At 40.5% G+C, this 15,223-nt stretch carries 14 protein-coding genes; 9 read left to right on the top strand and 5 right to left on the bottom strand.

The annotated features are described in order from the left end of the window. The first annotated feature begins 48 nt into the window (after window positions 1–48). From DWA30_RS02645 to DWA30_RS02605, 8 genes are all read left to right on the top strand, one after another. Window positions 49–735, top strand: a complete 687-nt coding sequence (locus DWA30_RS02645; protein ID WP_114490980.1) for an ABC transporter ATP-binding protein — start codon at window positions 49–51, stop codon at window positions 733–735. Window positions 736–1,089: 354 nt separating this feature from the next. Next, window positions 1,090–1,662, top strand: a complete 573-nt coding sequence (locus tag DWA30_RS02635; RefSeq protein ID WP_114490978.1) for a cob(I)yrinic acid a,c-diamide adenosyltransferase — start codon at window positions 1,090–1,092, stop codon at window positions 1,660–1,662. Window positions 1,663–1,804: 142 nt separating this feature from the next. Continuing rightward, window positions 1,805–2,026: a DUF2795 domain-containing protein gene (locus DWA30_RS02630; protein WP_008272287.1), complete on the top strand. Its 222-nt coding sequence runs from the start codon at window positions 1,805–1,807 to the stop codon at window positions 2,024–2,026. Window positions 2,027–2,201: 175 nt separating this feature from the next. Beyond that, window positions 2,202–5,561, top strand: coding sequence for a preprotein translocase subunit SecA (gene secA / locus DWA30_RS02625; protein ID WP_114490977.1), 3,360 nt, complete (start codon window positions 2,202–2,204; stop codon window positions 5,559–5,561). Window positions 5,562–5,714: 153 nt separating this feature from the next. After that, complete coding sequence (locus tag DWA30_RS02620; RefSeq protein ID WP_114490976.1) at window positions 5,715–7,286, top strand: helix-turn-helix domain-containing protein; 1,572 nt, start codon at window positions 5,715–5,717, stop codon at window positions 7,284–7,286. Further along, window positions 7,279–8,403 carry a tetratricopeptide repeat protein gene (locus DWA30_RS02615; RefSeq protein WP_114490975.1) on the top strand — a complete coding sequence of 375 codons (1,125 nt, stop codon included), beginning with the start codon at window positions 7,279–7,281 and terminating at the stop codon, window positions 8,401–8,403. Before DWA30_RS02620 ends, DWA30_RS02615 begins: the two co-directional genes overlap by 8 nt. A gap of 219 nt (window positions 8,404–8,622) precedes the next feature. After that, complete coding sequence (locus tag DWA30_RS02610; protein WP_114490974.1) at window positions 8,623–10,371, top strand: T9SS type A sorting domain-containing protein; 1,749 nt, start codon at window positions 8,623–8,625, stop codon at window positions 10,369–10,371. 107 nt (window positions 10,372–10,478) lie between these two features. After that, window positions 10,479–10,955 carry a DUF4199 domain-containing protein gene (locus DWA30_RS02605; protein ID WP_114490973.1) on the top strand — a complete coding sequence of 159 codons (477 nt, stop codon included), beginning with the start codon at window positions 10,479–10,481 and terminating at the stop codon, window positions 10,953–10,955. Window positions 10,956–10,961: 6 nt separating this feature from the next. Here DWA30_RS02605 and DWA30_RS02600 read toward each other — a convergent pair whose 3' ends face one another. Together DWA30_RS02600 and DWA30_RS02595 are read right to left on the bottom strand one after the other, a co-directional pair. Then, on the bottom strand, window positions 10,962–11,345 hold the full coding sequence (locus tag DWA30_RS02600; protein ID WP_114490972.1) for a hypothetical protein: 384 nt from the start codon (window positions 11,343–11,345) through the stop codon (window positions 10,962–10,964). Then, on the bottom strand, window positions 11,329–11,916 hold the full coding sequence (locus tag DWA30_RS02595) for an RNA polymerase sigma factor (protein WP_114490971.1): 588 nt from the start codon (window positions 11,914–11,916) through the stop codon (window positions 11,329–11,331). The genes DWA30_RS02600 and DWA30_RS02595 overlap by 17 nt, the downstream gene beginning before the upstream one ends. 153 nt (window positions 11,917–12,069) lie before the next feature. Here DWA30_RS02595 and DWA30_RS02590 point away from each other — a divergent pair, with 153 nt between their 5' ends. After that, entirely contained in the window at window positions 12,070–12,420 is a 351-nt protein-coding gene (locus DWA30_RS02590; protein WP_114490991.1) for a DUF6249 domain-containing protein, read from the top strand. Window positions 12,421–12,677: 257 nt separating this feature from the next. On the opposite strand, the gene DWA30_RS02585 is transcribed toward DWA30_RS02590, so the two are convergent. The 3 genes from DWA30_RS02585 to DWA30_RS02575 are packed head-to-tail and all read right to left on the bottom strand — an operon-like array spanning window position 12,678 to window position 15,172. Then, a complete protein-coding gene (locus DWA30_RS02585; protein WP_114490970.1) occupies window positions 12,678–14,075 on the bottom strand; it encodes a hypothetical protein in 1,398 nt (465 codons plus the stop codon). Continuing rightward, window positions 14,047–14,646, bottom strand: coding sequence for a hypothetical protein (locus DWA30_RS02580; RefSeq protein WP_114490969.1), 600 nt, complete (start codon window positions 14,644–14,646; stop codon window positions 14,047–14,049). Before DWA30_RS02580 ends, DWA30_RS02585 begins: the two co-directional genes overlap by 29 nt. Further along, window positions 14,630–15,172 carry an RNA polymerase sigma factor gene (locus DWA30_RS02575; RefSeq protein WP_114490968.1) on the bottom strand — a complete coding sequence of 181 codons (543 nt, stop codon included), beginning with the start codon at window positions 15,170–15,172 and terminating at the stop codon, window positions 14,630–14,632. The genes DWA30_RS02580 and DWA30_RS02575 overlap by 17 nt, the downstream gene beginning before the upstream one ends. Window positions 15,173–15,223: the final 51 nt, after the last annotated feature.

Below are 15,223 nucleotides of genomic sequence, written 5' to 3'. Positions count from 1 at the left end.
TGGGCAATGCATTCGTAAGCAAAAGTAAGTTCGAACAAAAAAAGCTACATGAGTTTAGTCATTAAAATTAGAGACATACGAAGAGATTTTCCTTTGGGACAAGAGATCGTAAAGGTGTTAAAAGGAATCGACCTGGATATTGAACGAGGTGAATACGTAGCACTCATGGGGCCTTCGGGTTCGGGAAAATCGACCTTAATGAACTTATTGGGATGCCTGGACACACCTACTTCGGGAAGCTACGAATTGAACGGAGCCGACGTAAGTAATATGAGCGACGACGAATTGGCCGAGATTCGTAACAAGGAAATAGGATTTGTATTCCAAACATTTAACCTCTTACCTAGAACCACAGCATTAGAGAATGTCGCCCTGCCTATGATCTACGCCGGTGCCTCCAAAAGCGACCGTACCAAAAGAGCCGAAGAGGTATTGACAGATGTTGGACTTGCCGACCGAATGGACCACAAACCCAATCAGTTATCGGGTGGTCAGCGACAACGTGTTGCTGTGGGTCGCGCCTTGGTAAACAAGCCGTCGATCATTCTAGCCGATGAACCTACCGGGAACTTAGATTCTAAGACCTCTATAGAGATCATGAATCTGTTCGATGCGATCCACGCTTCCGGGAACACCGTAATTCTCGTAACGCACGAGGAAGAGATCGCTCTTCATGCGCATCGTATTATTCGTCTTCGCGATGGTATAGTAGAAAGCGACAAGCGCATTAAATAAAAGCACTTCTATACACTTATATTTTGAAGTATTCACCGGTCTATGGTTTGGAATTTCCTTAGAACGGCTGTATCTTCACAGTATGGAATTTTTCGATTTGTCCAATCCCGTATTATTAATTGTTGGTGGGCTTATACTGCTACTTTTAGTACTGTATTGGAACAGACGTACCACTACCAAACAACGCCAACGAAGCCGCAGAAGTTTCAGAAAAAATTATTACGAAAAGAAAAACCAATCGGATGACTGAAGGTTGGTTACTACTTGCTATAGCCATTGGTGCTTGTTTTGTGGCACTAACGAATAAGAAGGTCCAGCAAAAATTAAAAGACGTTCAGCAAAAAGATCCTAAAAATGAAGATATACACCAAGACCGGTGACAAAGGAACGACCGCGCTATTTGGCGGCACTCGTGTTCCTAAACACCATATTAGAATTGAAAGCTATGGCACCGTAGATGAGTTGAACTCGTATATCGGGCTTATTCGCGATCAAGAAATAGATAAAACTGCAAAAGAATTGCTCATAAAAATTCAGGAACAATTATTTACTGTTGGGGCCATTCTTGCCACCGACCCTGAAAAAGCAACCTTAAAAAGTGGGAAAGAACGCTTAAATATTCCGAAGATCACTTCGGAAGAGATCACAGCACTGGAAGATGAAATGGATACTATGAACGAATCACTACCGCCCATGACGCATTTTGTGCTTCCCGGCGGTCATACCACAGTGTCATATTGTCACATCGCACGCTGTGTTTGTCGCAGGGCAGAGCGTTTAGCATCGCTTTTACACGAGGAAGAACCCATAGATGAGCGAGTTCTGATGTATTTAAACCGACTATCTGACTATCTCTTTGTGCTGGCACGGAAGTTGACCAATGACTTGCAAGCAAAGGAAATAAAATGGATTCCCGAGAAATTGTGATCGCTTCATTTGCTAAATTATAAATAACTGGTTTTCAGTATTTTATAAACGTTCTTAAAAATACTGCAGAAATAATTACGATTTTTCTTGACTTTTTAATCTAAAAAATTATTTTTGCACAAAATTAAAACCCTAAAGTGCTATGTACTGGACATTAGAACTAGCATCCTATTTAAGTGATGCCCCTTGGCCGGCGACAAAAGACGAGTTGATCGATTACGCGATTAGAACCGGTGCGCCATTAGAAGTAGTGGAAAACCTGCAAGCGATCGAAGATGAGGGAGATTCGTACGACTCTATTGAAGAGATCTGGCCGGACTATCCCACAGATGAAGATTATCTGTGGAACGAAGATGAATATTAAAAAATTAAATAATAATATATAAAAAGTCTCATTCTTGAGGCTTTTTTTTTGCGCTAAAAACAAGTTGTAAAAACGCAGTAAGCTTTTGGCAAACTGGTTTTTTTACAGTTTTTTTGTAGTAGAAAGAAAAGGCGTTACGTCTAGAGAAATTGAGTATAAAATACGAGTGTAAATCATGGGATTTTTAGATAATGTATTAAAAGTATTTGTTGGAGATAAATCCAAGAAAGATATTAGCGATATTCAGCCATACGTGGACGAAATAAAGTCGCATGAAGCTGCCATAGAAAAGTTGTCGCTAGACGAGTTAAGAGCAAAATCAGACAGTTTCAGAAAACGAATTAAAGAGGATCAAAAAGAGGTTCAAGAACAAATCGATGCGCTTCAAAAAGAAGCAGACACCATGGAAGATATCGACAAGAAAGAAGATATCTACAACCAGATCGATGCACTGAAGGACGAACGATACGAAGTTGAAAAAAAGACCTTAGACGAGATCTTACCCGAAGCTTTTGCCGTTGTAAAGGAAACCGCCAAACGTTTTAAAAACAACCAGACACTTACCGTAACCGCTACTCCATTCGACCGTGAAATCTCTGCAGAAAAAGACTATGTAACCCTTGATGGCGAAAAAGCGATCTGGAATAACTCTTGGGATGCCGCAGGAAAAGAAGTAACCTGGGACATGGTGCATTACGATGTACAGCTTATTGGTGGTGTCGCCCTTCACCAGGGTAAAGTGGCCGAGATGCAGACCGGAGAAGGTAAGACCTTGGTAGCAACCTTACCGGTGTACCTTAATGCCCTAGCCGGAAACGGAGTGCACTTGGTAACCGTAAACGATTACTTGGCAAAACGAGATAGCGCTTGGATGGCACCTATCTTCGAGTTCCACGGAATGACTGTCGACTGTATAGATTATCATAAGCCAAATTCTGCTGCTCGAAGAAAAGCATACAATGCCGATATTACCTACGGAACCAATAATGAGTTTGGTTTCGATTACCTGCGTGACAACATGGCCCATGCGCCACAAGACCTCGTACAGCGGCCACATCACTATGCGATCGTCGATGAGGTAGACAGTGTATTAATCGATGATGCACGTACACCATTGATCATTTCCGGTCCTGTACCACAAGGAGACCGCCACGAGTTCAACGAGCTAAAACCAAGGATAAACGATATAGTCGAAGTACAACGCAAATACTTGACCGGTGTTCTGGCAGAAGCGAAAAAACTTATTGCTGAAGGCGACACCAAGGAAGGTGGCTTTCAATTACTAAGAGTATATCGCGGACTACCAAAGAACAAAGCCTTGATCAAGTTTCTTTCCGAAGAAGGAGTACGACAAATCCTTCAGAAGACAGAAAACTTCTATATGCAGGACAACAATCGCGAAATGCCGAAGGTTGATGCCGAACTCTACTTTGTAATTGACGAAAAGAACAATCAGATCGAGCTTACCGATAAAGGAGTAAATTACCTTTCGGGAGAAGACGACCCCGATTTCTTTGTGATGCCCGAAATGGGAATGGAGATCGCGAAGATCGAAAGCAAAGGACTTACACCCGAAGAAGAAGCCGAAGAAAAAGAAGAATTATTTAGAGAATTTGGTATAAAGAGTGAACGTATTCACACCATGAACCAGTTGCTCAAGGCCTATGCACTCTTCGAAAAAGATACGCAGTATGTGGTCATGGACAACAAGGTGATGATCGTAGATGAGCAAACCGGTCGTATCATGGACGGACGTCGTTATAGCGACGGACTTCACCAAGCGATAGAGGCCAAAGAGAACGTAAAGATCGAAGCAGCAACACAGACCTTTGCAACCATTACGCTTCAGAATTACTTTAGAATGTATCGCAAACTATCCGGTATGACGGGTACAGCGGTTACAGAAGCAGGCGAATTATGGGAGATCTACAAGTTGGATGTGGTCGAGATACCAACCAACCGCCCAATTGCTCGTGATGATAAGGAAGATAAAATTTATAAGACGAAGCGAGAGAAATACAATGCTGTGATCGAAGAGGTGACCGAGCTTTCAAATGCAGGAAGACCTGTACTTATAGGTACCACATCGGTTGAGATTAGTGAATTGTTGAGTAGGATGTTGAGCATTCGCAACATTCCGCATAATGTATTGAACGCAAAGCTGCATAAGAAAGAGGCCGATATCGTAGCCGAAGCCGGAAACTCCGGTATGGTAACCATTGCTACCAACATGGCAGGTCGTGGTACCGATATTAAGCTAAGCGAAGATGTGAAAAAAGCGGGTGGTTTGGCCATTGTAGGTACCGAACGTCACGATTCACGTCGTGTAGACCGACAGCTGCGAGGTCGTAGTGGACGACAAGGAGATCCGGGTAGCTCACAATTCTATGTGTCGCTAGAGGATAATCTAATGCGATTGTTTGGTAGTGAGCGAATTGCTAAAATGATGGACCGTATGGGTCTAAAAGAAGGGGAAGTAATTCAGCATTCGATGATCTCTAAATCGATCGAGCGTGCCCAGAAAAAAGTTGAAGAGAACAACTTCGGAATCCGTAAACGACTGTTAGAGTACGATGATGTGATGAACGCACAGCGTGAAGTAGTCTACAAACGTCGTTACCACGCATTGTTTGGAGAACGCTTACGAGTAGATATCGCCAATATGATCTATGATACTTCGGAAGTAATTGCCGAAAGCAACAAAATGGCGCAGGATTACAAGAACTTTGAGTTCGAGTTGATCCGTTTCTTCTCGATGAGTTCCCCTATTTCTGAAGCCGAATTTGAAAGCAAGAGTGCGAAGGAGATCGCCGGAATCATCTATAAGGCCGCCTATGCGCATTACCAAGACAAGATGGTACGCAACGCCGAAATGGCCTTCCCGGTGATCAAGAATGTATACGAGACGCAAAAAGACAAGTACAAACGTATCTTGGTACCTTTTACCGATGGTGTTAAAACCTTGAATGTAGCCACCGATCTTGAGAAAGCATACGAGACCGAAGGAAAGCAATTGGTAAACGATTTCGAGAAGAACATCACTCTTGCCATTATCGATGATGCATGGAAGACACACTTGCGCAAAATGGACGAACTAAAACAGTCCGTTCAGTTAGCGGTACACGAACAAAAGGATCCGCTACTTATCTATAAGTTCGAAGCTTTTGAACTGTTTAAAGCTATGATCGAAAAAGTGAATAAGGACGTTGTATCTTTCTTATTCAAGGGTGAGCTTCCGCAGGAAAATCAGCAGCAAATTCAGGAGGCACGACAAACGCGACCTAAGGAGAAATTGAGCGAGCAGAAAGAAGAGATCCAAAACCTGGATGAACGCGCTGCCGAATCTCGTGCGGCCGGAAACACACAATCGAGACAACAGCAAGTAACAGAGACCATTGTTAGAGAACGACCAAAGATTGGTCGTAACGATCGTGTTACTATTAAACACGTGATGAGTGGTGAAAATAAAACCTTAAAATACAAGCAAGCCATCCCATTGCTAGACAAAGGAGATTGGGTGTTGGTAGATGAGTAGATATTATAAGCTAATAATAGAAAACCTCGGAGTCTCAACTTCGAGGTTTTTTTATTCTAACCATTCTGAATTTATACAGTTTCCTATAAATTGTAATTTTTCATTCTATGAATTAGAAGCTTGAATCATTAATTACGTACATTTATAACAGATATGAGAGGGTTATTTTGTATATGTATCATACTATGCCTTTACTCGAAAAGTTATGCGCAAGGCACATTGGATTTTAGTGAAATGCTGAAAAATGCCGAGCAGGTTCTCTTTTCGCAGCCTGATCAATCGCGTAAAATAGTATTACATGTACTTCAAAATTCGGAACGAGTTCCCGAGAAAATTGAAGCATACTTACTTCAAGCCAGATCTCACTATATTCAAGGAGATTATCATCAAACAGTTCTTGCTACTTTAGAAGCTAAGAAACTAGCCGAAAGCACCAACAACTTAGCGTTACAGTTAAAAATTAATGTCTTCGGAATTCATGTGCTTAATGATCTAGGCCTTGACCTAGCAGCCGAAAAATATCATGAATTTACCGAAGTGATTGTTAGCGAACACCAAGGAAACACTAATGACCCTCTATTAAAAGCCGGTGTTCACCTCATAAACGCTGAAACCTATAAAACAAAAGAGCAATATGATAAATCGGTTGAAGAGCTGCTTAAGGCACAATCGATTTTTCACGAGATTCAAGCGACTCTTCCATCGATAGAAACAGAGGTCGAATTAATTGAAATACAACTAAATTCTGAATCTTTTGAGGGTTCTAAAATGCGATTGGAAGAAATTATCACAAATTATAGTACAGACCCATCCAATGCGTTTGTAACTATGATTGCTAACAATGAGCTAGGGGCCTTGCACTTCTCAAACAAACTTTACAACACTGCAATTGATCATTTCCTCAAAGCACTTAATATAGCAGAACAGTTACCAAATAAAGTGTACCAAGAACGTATCGTAGATGGATTGGCACTTTCCCACATGGCCTTAGAAGATTCCGATAAGTTCTATGTTTTCAAGCAAGTAGGCAACGATCTTTCCGTTCTAAATGAGTCGGACGAAGCAAACGCAGTAAATGCTGTTTTTAATTATACGAGTGAAAATCACACAAATAAAAAGGAGTTAGTTAAAAATGAGTACAGCCGAAATATTATGATATTAGGGGGGTTGATTGTCTTAGGTCTGTTCATTGGCAGGATACTGCAGCTTCGTTATAGGTCACGAATTTCACAATATCAAGATTTTTTAAACTATTTTGAAAAAAGGCAACAGGAGAAAGAATCTCAAGCAGTAACTAAAAAAGAAATCTCAAGAAGTACTACTATTCCGAAGGAAACAGAAGAACAGTTGCTTAAAAAATTAACGCAGTTCGAGAACTCGGATCGCTTTACTAAAAAGGACATGTCGCTTGCGGCAATGGCATCGTTGTTCGACACAAACACAAAGTATCTTTCAGAAATAATCAATACGCATAAAGAACAGAACTTCAATAGTTATATAAATGAGCTTCGTATAAACTACATAATCGATAAGCTTCATTCGAATCCGACGTATACACAATATAAGATTAGCTATTTAGCCGAAGAAAGTGGTTTTACATCACATAGCAGTTTTGCAACGGTTTTTAAATCGGTGACCGGGATACCTCCTACAGTTTTTATCGATTTGGTGAAATCCAAACAGAAAAAAGTAAAGGCAACCGAAAAAGAACTACATCATGCGTAATAGGGCTTTTCTCTTAGTGTTGTTTTTCGTTAGTCTGCTTAGCCCTACAGATCGTTCTATAGCCCAGAGTGAAGCTGATAGTATTCTAAAGAAGGCCAACCGTCTTATTTATGAAAACCCTGATGAAGCTATAAAGATTGCATCGACGCTTTATAACGATCCAGCAATGCCAGTCAAGCATAAAATTAGTGCTTTACTCGCCATCTCGACTGCCTATTCATCGAAACGAGATTATGAGATGGTTTCACAAACCATCAATGAGATCGACATTTTCTTTCCTCAGATCAAGGAGGAAAAACAAAAAATAAATGTCCTCAATAGAATAGGCGCCCAATTTCATGATCTTAAGATTTACGATAAAGCTATAGAATATTTAGATGAGGCCTTGTTGTTAATTGACTCTTACCAGTATCAGGATTCTATTCAACCTTTTTTAGGATATAATTATATTGTTAGGGGCTTTGTATATCGCCAACAAATGAGCTGTGAGATTGCCTTAACTTATTTCGATAAGGCGATCGAAGCATATGATAAGACAGAAGAAAACGACATCACTAATGGCAATATGAGTGTTTGTTATTACAACAAAGGAAACTGTCTAATTAACCTGGATAGAATAAAAGAGGCGGAAACCAGTTTTCTTTTGGCTATCCAACATGCAGAGCGAACAGCTGCTCCTACTTTAATCAGTTTTGCTCAAAAAGGTCTAGCCGAAATCAAATCGAGAGAGGGCAAATACATAGAAGCGATCAATATTTTAAATAGCGCGCTTACGAATGCCGAATTAGTTGGTGACCTTATATTAAACAGAGGCTTATACGAAGGGCTTTCTAATAATTATCTCGCCTTAAATGATTGGGACAACTATTTGTTATATCGCAATCAATATTTGGCCTTACTGAACCAAACTAAGCAATCGGAGCGTAAAACTATCAATCAATCTATGTATCGCTTAACCCAGACTCGAGCAGAAGAAATTGAAGATTTTCATACCGTATTTCAACCGCTTCAAATAGGCCTACTAGTATTGTTTCTGTTGTTACTGTTCTTCTTAATTCGTTTTGTTTTACTTTCAGAAAAAAAGTTAAAAAAGCTTGAACGCACACTCAAATCCTAGTTTTCACGAATTGATAAGCTAGTTCTTAGATAAATCAAACAACTCCAATAATTAAAGGGCTTTCCGCCGTTTTATACCTTTTAAAATTCACGAATTCTAAAAGGGGTTCTCTTTTAGTACTGCTTTTTGCCAATTACATTGCGGTCGAATTATAGCGTTGGGATCAAAATCATATTCTAATTGTTGACCCGATTAAAAACTAATTAAATCTATAGTAAAATGAAAAAAATTATTTTTTTAACCCTTTGCATTTTTGGGTTGACAGGAGGAAAACTTTTTGCACAATTTATCGTAAAATCTACTTTTTTTGAAACCACCGGGGTTTCTAATAATGGAATCGTAGCCGGTTATGAAGCGCAAGGTGGAGCATATGCGATCTGGGATGCAGACAGCGATACTTTTACCGAAATTGGCGGTGTGGCTCCCGGTCTTGGACATGGAGGTTCTGCTCGCTTTTCAGAAGATGGAAATTATATTAGCGGTGGTATTATGGACAGTTATCAAGGAAGTGATTATTCGGTAATGGCAGTGTATGATCTGGCAATCGATAATTGGACTGCACTCGGTCACTTTAATCAACCAGTTGATGATGGTTCAAGTAGTGCCTATAATATTTCCGGCGATGGCTTAACTGTGGTAGGTAGTGCATGGGTTGAACCAGCACCCGGAACTACCGGATTAACAACTAACGCGAGTGTTTGGACTGCAGCAGACGGTCTTATTAATCTTGGGAGTTTGTATGCAGACATGAATCGTGGAACAAGAGCCCAAGCAGTAAATTATGACGGTAGTATAGTCGTAGGATGGCAAGATTTTAACGGTCCGTGGAAGTCGGCAGTATGGAGAAAGGATGCCAACGGCGACTTTCTTCCAAACGAATATTTATTACTCGATCCAAATGGTGACCCTTCCGATGAAAACAATCAACTAAGTGAGGCCACTGCAATTTCATCTGATGGTAATTGGATAGGTGGTCGCAGCGACTGGGTGACGAATGGAGAACCTTGGATTTGGAGTGAAAGTACAGGAGTAATTACCTTAGGAACATTGGCAGCAAACGGTCAAGGACACGTTACTGCAATAAATCATGATGGCAGCGTGGTAATAGGCTACTTTCAAATTGGCCCTTGGGATCCGAACGTACCTTTTATCTGGACGGCATCAGGAGGCTTACAAGACTTTAATGAATTCGTAACGAATACATTAGGTTATGAAATGGGTGCAAGCCCTGTATACGCTCCAAATGCCATGTCTCCAAATGGAAATTATATCACCGGATGGGGTTACGACCCAACCATTGGACAATGGGGAGAAACATTTACATTCAGATTACAAATGCCCTCGGTACCCGCTAACGACAATTGTCAAGAGGCAATTGCATTAACGTGTGGAGCTGCGGTTACTAACTCTACTATTTTCGGCACCGATTCGGGTGGTAATGCGTCACCGGATGTGTATTATACTTATACCGGCACAGGTACTCCCGAAATGATCTCGTTGAACGCTTGTGGACCAACAACAAATTTTCCTACCACCGTACGTGTATTTACAGATTGTACACTGAGCGAGCAAATTACTTATAACGATAGCTCATGCGAAAATCAAGAGATCCTAAGTTTCGAATCAGACGGAACCTCTACTTATTATATCATGGTAGAAGGGTATAACAGTACCTTCACCGGAACCTTCGAATTAGAACTTACGTGTGAACCTATTTTGGGGACAAACGAAACTATGATTAATACGACTGTATTCTATCCAAACCCTGTGAAGGATATCATGCAAATCTCGTCCCAAGCAAACATCGATGAGATTCGTATTTACAATGTAAACGGACAAGAAGTTATTTCCCGTGCAGTTATTGGAAATCACAGTGAGATTGACCTTTCCAAACTAGCTTCAGGTATCTATTTCGTTAAGGCTAGTGCTCAAGGATCTTTTGAAACATTCAAGATCGTAAAAGACTAAGTTTAGTAGTAGTTGCAATTTTTCTTTTTTTTAAAGTTAGTACATCCCGAAATGAACTGTTTCGGGATGTTTTTTTTTGGTATCTTCGGAAGTCAAATTTCTTATGCATGAAAAAGATCTACATCGAATTAAAATGGGCTGTTATTTTTACCATAACCATGTTGTCATGGATGCTCTTAGAAAAGACCTTAGGATGGCACGAAGAGCAAATTGCAGATCATTGGTGGTTAACCTTGCTATTTATGCCCTTCGCTGTCTTTATATACATTCTGGCGCTACGAGAGAAACGCAGACGTGCTTACAACCGCAAATTGACTTGGGTACAAGGCTTTCTGGCCGGCCTCATTATGAGTGTGTTCGTCGCGCTACTCTCCCCTATAGCGCAATACATTACCCACAACTATATCACACCCGAATACTTTAACAATGTGATCGAATATTCGGTCACCAATGAGCTAATGACACGTACCAAAGCCAATGCCTATTTTAATATTGAAAATTATATGTGGCAATCTGCTTTTGGCGCGCTGGGAATGGGAATTGTCACCGCCGCCATTGTTGCTATCTTCATAAGACGAAAGTAAATCACCCTATTTTGCTCCATGAATACGTTTTAAAAACGGCACCTGAAGTAAAAACAACGCTGTAAAGGCTATGGCATATAAGAATGTTTTCGGCACCGTCAAGTTGGGTAAGGTATAATCGAATAGCATCGGATTTTTCCATTCAATTTGGCTCAAGAAACCAAATCCTTCAAAAGGCAGCAGTACGACTAGCAGTATAACCAAACACGCGATTATCGTTAATAGACTCCAACCCTTCTTACCAATTAAAGGTTTATATGCAATGGTCTTGGAACTCGCGCCAATTGCGTTCATCACATTCGCTTTTAAGGCAGAGGACGGGAGCTCCCCACCTGCTTCACGCATCATTGCTCGAAAGTGTTGTTCTTGTTGTTTAGATAGCTTTTCCATTAGTTCGTGTTATTTCTGGCTGCACATACCCTTTCAGTAACGAAAATAGTTTTTTTCGACTGCGATACAATTTTATTTTAACGTTATCGGTACTCAGTTCAGTTATCGCCGCAATCTCTTTAACCGATTGGGATTCGAAATAGTACAAGGTCACGACGGCGGCTTCCGTTTCCGGTAATTGAAGGATACACTCCCGTATTATTGCAGTTCGTTCTTTTTGTTCCATATACTGCAATCCGTCTTCTATGGAGGCTATTTCTGTCTCTGTGATCGCCTCGATCAATTGTGACGTACGCTGGCGTTTGTTGGCCCGAATACGATCTAATGCCTTGCGATAGGCAATTCGATACAACCAACTTGAGAATTTCGACTCTCCTCTAAAATTTGACAGCGATTCAAACGCCTTTATAAAGGTATCTTGTGCCACCTCCTCTGCTTCTTCTCGCACTTTAAGCATACGCAGGACCATTGTAAAGATCATTTCCTGATGCCGCTCTACCAATACTCCAAACGCACGCGTATCGCCTTGTAGGGTTTTATCGATAAAAAACTGGTCGGTGTTAGCATTCATTTTAGGTAAGACGTTCGTTGCTTCGGAAAGGTTACAAAAAAAAACAGTACAATTAATTTTCAGAAAAAAGTACCCATTGCTGTAACCGAAATCTACATGCTACCGTCCTATGGGAAACGAACAGATAATTTAATCAAATTAATCACAAACATTATGGGATCAGAAGTAATTGTTATACCAATCATTTTCGGAGTGCTCTTCGGAATCTACTATTTATACATTTCGGCAAGGAACAGAGAACGACTTGCGCTCATTGAGAAAGGTGCAGACGCTTCTATTTTCTACGGAAAAGATCGAAGGGTCACCCCAATGTGGAAGGTCATCATCATCAATCTCGCGCTATTACTCATGGGAATTGGACTCGGAATTTTTATTGCCGCGATCTTACATTTCAATTTGGGCGTAGATGAAGAAGTAGCATATCCGGGCACCATCTTCCTCATGGCAGGGATCGGTCTGTTTAGCGGTTTCTATCTAACTAAAAAATTGAACAACGACGCTTAGACGCAGTTTATTTTAGTTTTTATAAAATCATTCATTCTTGTATCACACTGGATTGAATGATTTTTTTTGGAACTACACTGTGCTTCAGAATAAAAAATTAGAACAGTCCATTCCGAGTAGAATTTTTAATAAGATTTCTAAGAAATTATAAGGAAAACGATCTGTGTGGTGGATGGGGCTTAAAGCGGATAGCTAAATCAAGTAGTAGGTAAGATAAGTAAATAAAAAAGTTAGGGCGTTATACGCGATTAAAGCGTCTACTCCACTCTTACATTGCTATACAACGCTTCTAAGGAGATTCTGCTATTGGTATTCTTACTGCCATTAAATCCTTGTACAAAAACGTGATCTCCCTTCTTGGAAGTAGAAAGCTCTAGTGAAGTTGGATATTTTAAGGTCGATTTTTTTCCATCGAAGAAGAAGGAGAAGGAAGTGTTAGGCACTTCAATAATGGCATCGTTATTCTTCAAGGTTATGTTGATGGATGTAAACCCGTTCGCGATATCCTTGATCCTAAAATTTCCCAAGGAGCCAATTAATGTAGCTTCTTTTCGAATCGTTCCAATTACTACATCACTGGTATTTGCGCGCAAGTTGATACGTTCTACATTGCCTACATTACAATTCTCTACAAATTTCAGGTATAAGGTGCCGTATTTCCAATCTTCTACGATGACAGGAGCATAGGAAGCATTGATGAGGGTTTCCCCCCCATCAATACTTTTAGCTGTAAATGGCGAATAGTTGAGCGTAGCTTTCACATTGCTCACATCGGCCATTTTAATTTCACCGTGTCGCACGTTGATCTCCGTCTTAGAGTTCTTAGGCATTCTAATAATAATGGTCTTACTGGCCTTACCATCGAATAACTTCGAGTTGCTGTCACCCTGAATGATGATCGTCTTTCCATTGGGTCCTGTAATTACTTGTTTGCTGTAATTACCGCCTTGCTTTTCCATTTCTTTGGCCCAGTTGGCCATATTGGCTTCAAATTTTTCACCCCAGGCTTCCATTTTCTCTTCCCACTCGGCACTAATACGTTCGCTGTTCTTATCGTTCCATTCTTTGGCGAATTCTTCTCCCCAAGCTTCCATTTTCTTAGCAAAGTCTTTCCCCAGCTTCTTGTCCATTTGAGCTTCGAACTCCTTCATATAGCCTTCCTTATCCTTTTTAAAAGCCTCATAGTCAAATTCTACCGCACCCATGTCACGCAAGAGGTCTTCGGGCAATTCCGGGATCTGTAAGTTCGAGATTATAGGGGTTACCATCTCATCCATCAACGGACCAATAAACTCCATATCGGGCATGACGCGAATGTTGGTGAACAATTCCATATTGTTATTTTGCATACCGCGTGAATTTGAGGTAACGATTACCTTCTGACTATTGCCTAGCACCTCCAAGTTCCAAGTATCGAAAAGTACTTTCTTTTCTTCTTCGGAAAGGGCGTCGTTATCGATAAAAGCTTCTACTTCTACCTTGTCTTTATTCCAAGTTTCAAAGATTACATTGGTATGTGAAGTGTTTACACTTACCAACACATCGTCAGAAACGGTAAAGGTCTCAGAATAGTTGTTCTGGGCAACCGCTATTTGGGTTACCAGCAGCATTACTGCTGCCATCACACTAAATTTGAATACTGTTAATTTGCTCATTGTTTTGATTTTTTAGTTCTTTTAATTTGTTTTTAAGTTTGAACAGCAATTCCAAACGTAATTTCAAATTATCTATCAATGCGGTGATGGTTGCTTCGGTAGGCCCAATTGTATTGAGCTCGTCATTTAATACGGCATATTCGTTGTCCAGTTCATCTAACTGTTCCATATAGCCGTCTATAAGGTCTTTGTTGTCGTTGTTTATTTGCAAGGATGCCAACTGTACATTAATGCCGGCCATATAATAATCTTCCACTTTTTTCAAATCTGGAGAAATATCGCCTAATGTCATTTTGTTAGAGACGGTTTGCACAGCGGTTTCTGAAACAATCTCGTTACCGTCAATAGTGGATTTATTAGGAGCTATCGAATAAAAGGTAAACATCCCTATGGCCATAAATACAACAGCGACTGAAGCGATCTTAAGCCAATAGAACGTATGTTGCTTCGTATTGTTCTTTTCACCAAAATGTGCTTCCAACTTATTGGCAAATCGTTCTTCATGGCCGTTAGGCAATTTGGACGACTCTGCTTTTCGTTTTTGCATCAATGCTCTAAGATCCTGTTTCATATTGCAAGTGTTTTAATGTTTCTTTTAACTGTAGTTTCCCGCGATGTAAATTAGTTCGTGAGGCACTCTCCGAAATTCCCAATATTTGAGAGATCTCCTGATGGTCGTACCCTTCCAATAAAAAAAGCTGCACTACAACCTTATAATTGTCCGGCAACTTTTCAATCGCCGAATATACCTCTGGTATGGTGGTACTGTCGGCTACGCTCCAATCCTCATCATCGGCAATACTTATTACTTCTTCGTTGATCGTTTGCAACTCCAATTTCTTGGCCTTGATGGTGTCCAAGCAGGTATTGATCACGATCCTCTTTAACCAGGCGCCAAAGGTGACGTCCCCTTTGAACTGGTGTAATTTTTGAAACGCTTTTATAAACGCTTCCTGCATCGCATCTTCTGCGGCTGCAGTGTCTTTCAAATATCTATTGGCGACGATAAACATTCCATCACAATACTGTTTATACAAGGCCATTTGGGCCTTCCGATTGTGCTGTCTACATTGCTCAACAAGTAAAGTGTTAGACAAATTAGATGGTTTTTTTGGTTGCTGTTCGTACTAAAGACGATAAAAAAATAA

Origin of the sequence: Candidatus Ulvibacter alkanivorans (assembly GCF_003333325.1) — a bacterium.
Lineage (GTDB): Bacteria > Bacteroidota > Bacteroidia > Flavobacteriales > Flavobacteriaceae > Ulvibacter_A > Ulvibacter_A alkanivorans.
This window is presented reverse-complemented; position numbering and strand designations above follow the sequence as displayed.

What these genes read in the sequence shown, in the direction of transcription:
- DWA30_RS02580 (WP_114490969.1), bottom strand. Translation starts at nt 14,646, where the DNA reads ATGAAACAGGATCTTAGAGCATTGATGCAAAAACGAAAAGCAGAGTCG.
- DWA30_RS02595 (WP_114490971.1), bottom strand. Translation starts at nt 11,916, where the DNA reads ATGAATGCTAACACCGACCAGTTTTTTATCGATAAAACCCTACAAGGC.
- DWA30_RS02645 (WP_114490980.1), top strand. Translation starts at nt 49, where the DNA reads ATGAGTTTAGTCATTAAAATTAGAGACATACGAAGAGATTTTCCTTTG.
- DWA30_RS02585 (WP_114490970.1), bottom strand. Translation starts at nt 14,075, where the DNA reads ATGAGCAAATTAACAGTATTCAAATTTAGTGTGATGGCAGCAGTAATG.
- DWA30_RS02605 (WP_114490973.1), top strand. Translation starts at nt 10,479, where the DNA reads ATGAAAAAGATCTACATCGAATTAAAATGGGCTGTTATTTTTACCATA.
- DWA30_RS02620 (WP_114490976.1), top strand. Translation starts at nt 5,715, where the DNA reads ATGAGAGGGTTATTTTGTATATGTATCATACTATGCCTTTACTCGAAA.
- DWA30_RS02600 (WP_114490972.1), bottom strand. Translation starts at nt 11,345, where the DNA reads ATGGAAAAGCTATCTAAACAACAAGAACAACACTTTCGAGCAATGATG.
- DWA30_RS02615 (WP_114490975.1), top strand. Translation starts at nt 7,279, where the DNA reads ATGCGTAATAGGGCTTTTCTCTTAGTGTTGTTTTTCGTTAGTCTGCTT.
- DWA30_RS02630 (WP_008272287.1), top strand. Translation starts at nt 1,805, where the DNA reads ATGTACTGGACATTAGAACTAGCATCCTATTTAAGTGATGCCCCTTGG.
- DWA30_RS02635 (WP_114490978.1), top strand. Translation starts at nt 1,090, where the DNA reads ATGAAGATATACACCAAGACCGGTGACAAAGGAACGACCGCGCTATTT.
- secA (WP_114490977.1), top strand. Translation starts at nt 2,202, where the DNA reads ATGGGATTTTTAGATAATGTATTAAAAGTATTTGTTGGAGATAAATCC.
- DWA30_RS02590 (WP_114490991.1), top strand. Translation starts at nt 12,070, where the DNA reads ATGGGATCAGAAGTAATTGTTATACCAATCATTTTCGGAGTGCTCTTC.
- DWA30_RS02610 (WP_114490974.1), top strand. Translation starts at nt 8,623, where the DNA reads ATGAAAAAAATTATTTTTTTAACCCTTTGCATTTTTGGGTTGACAGGA.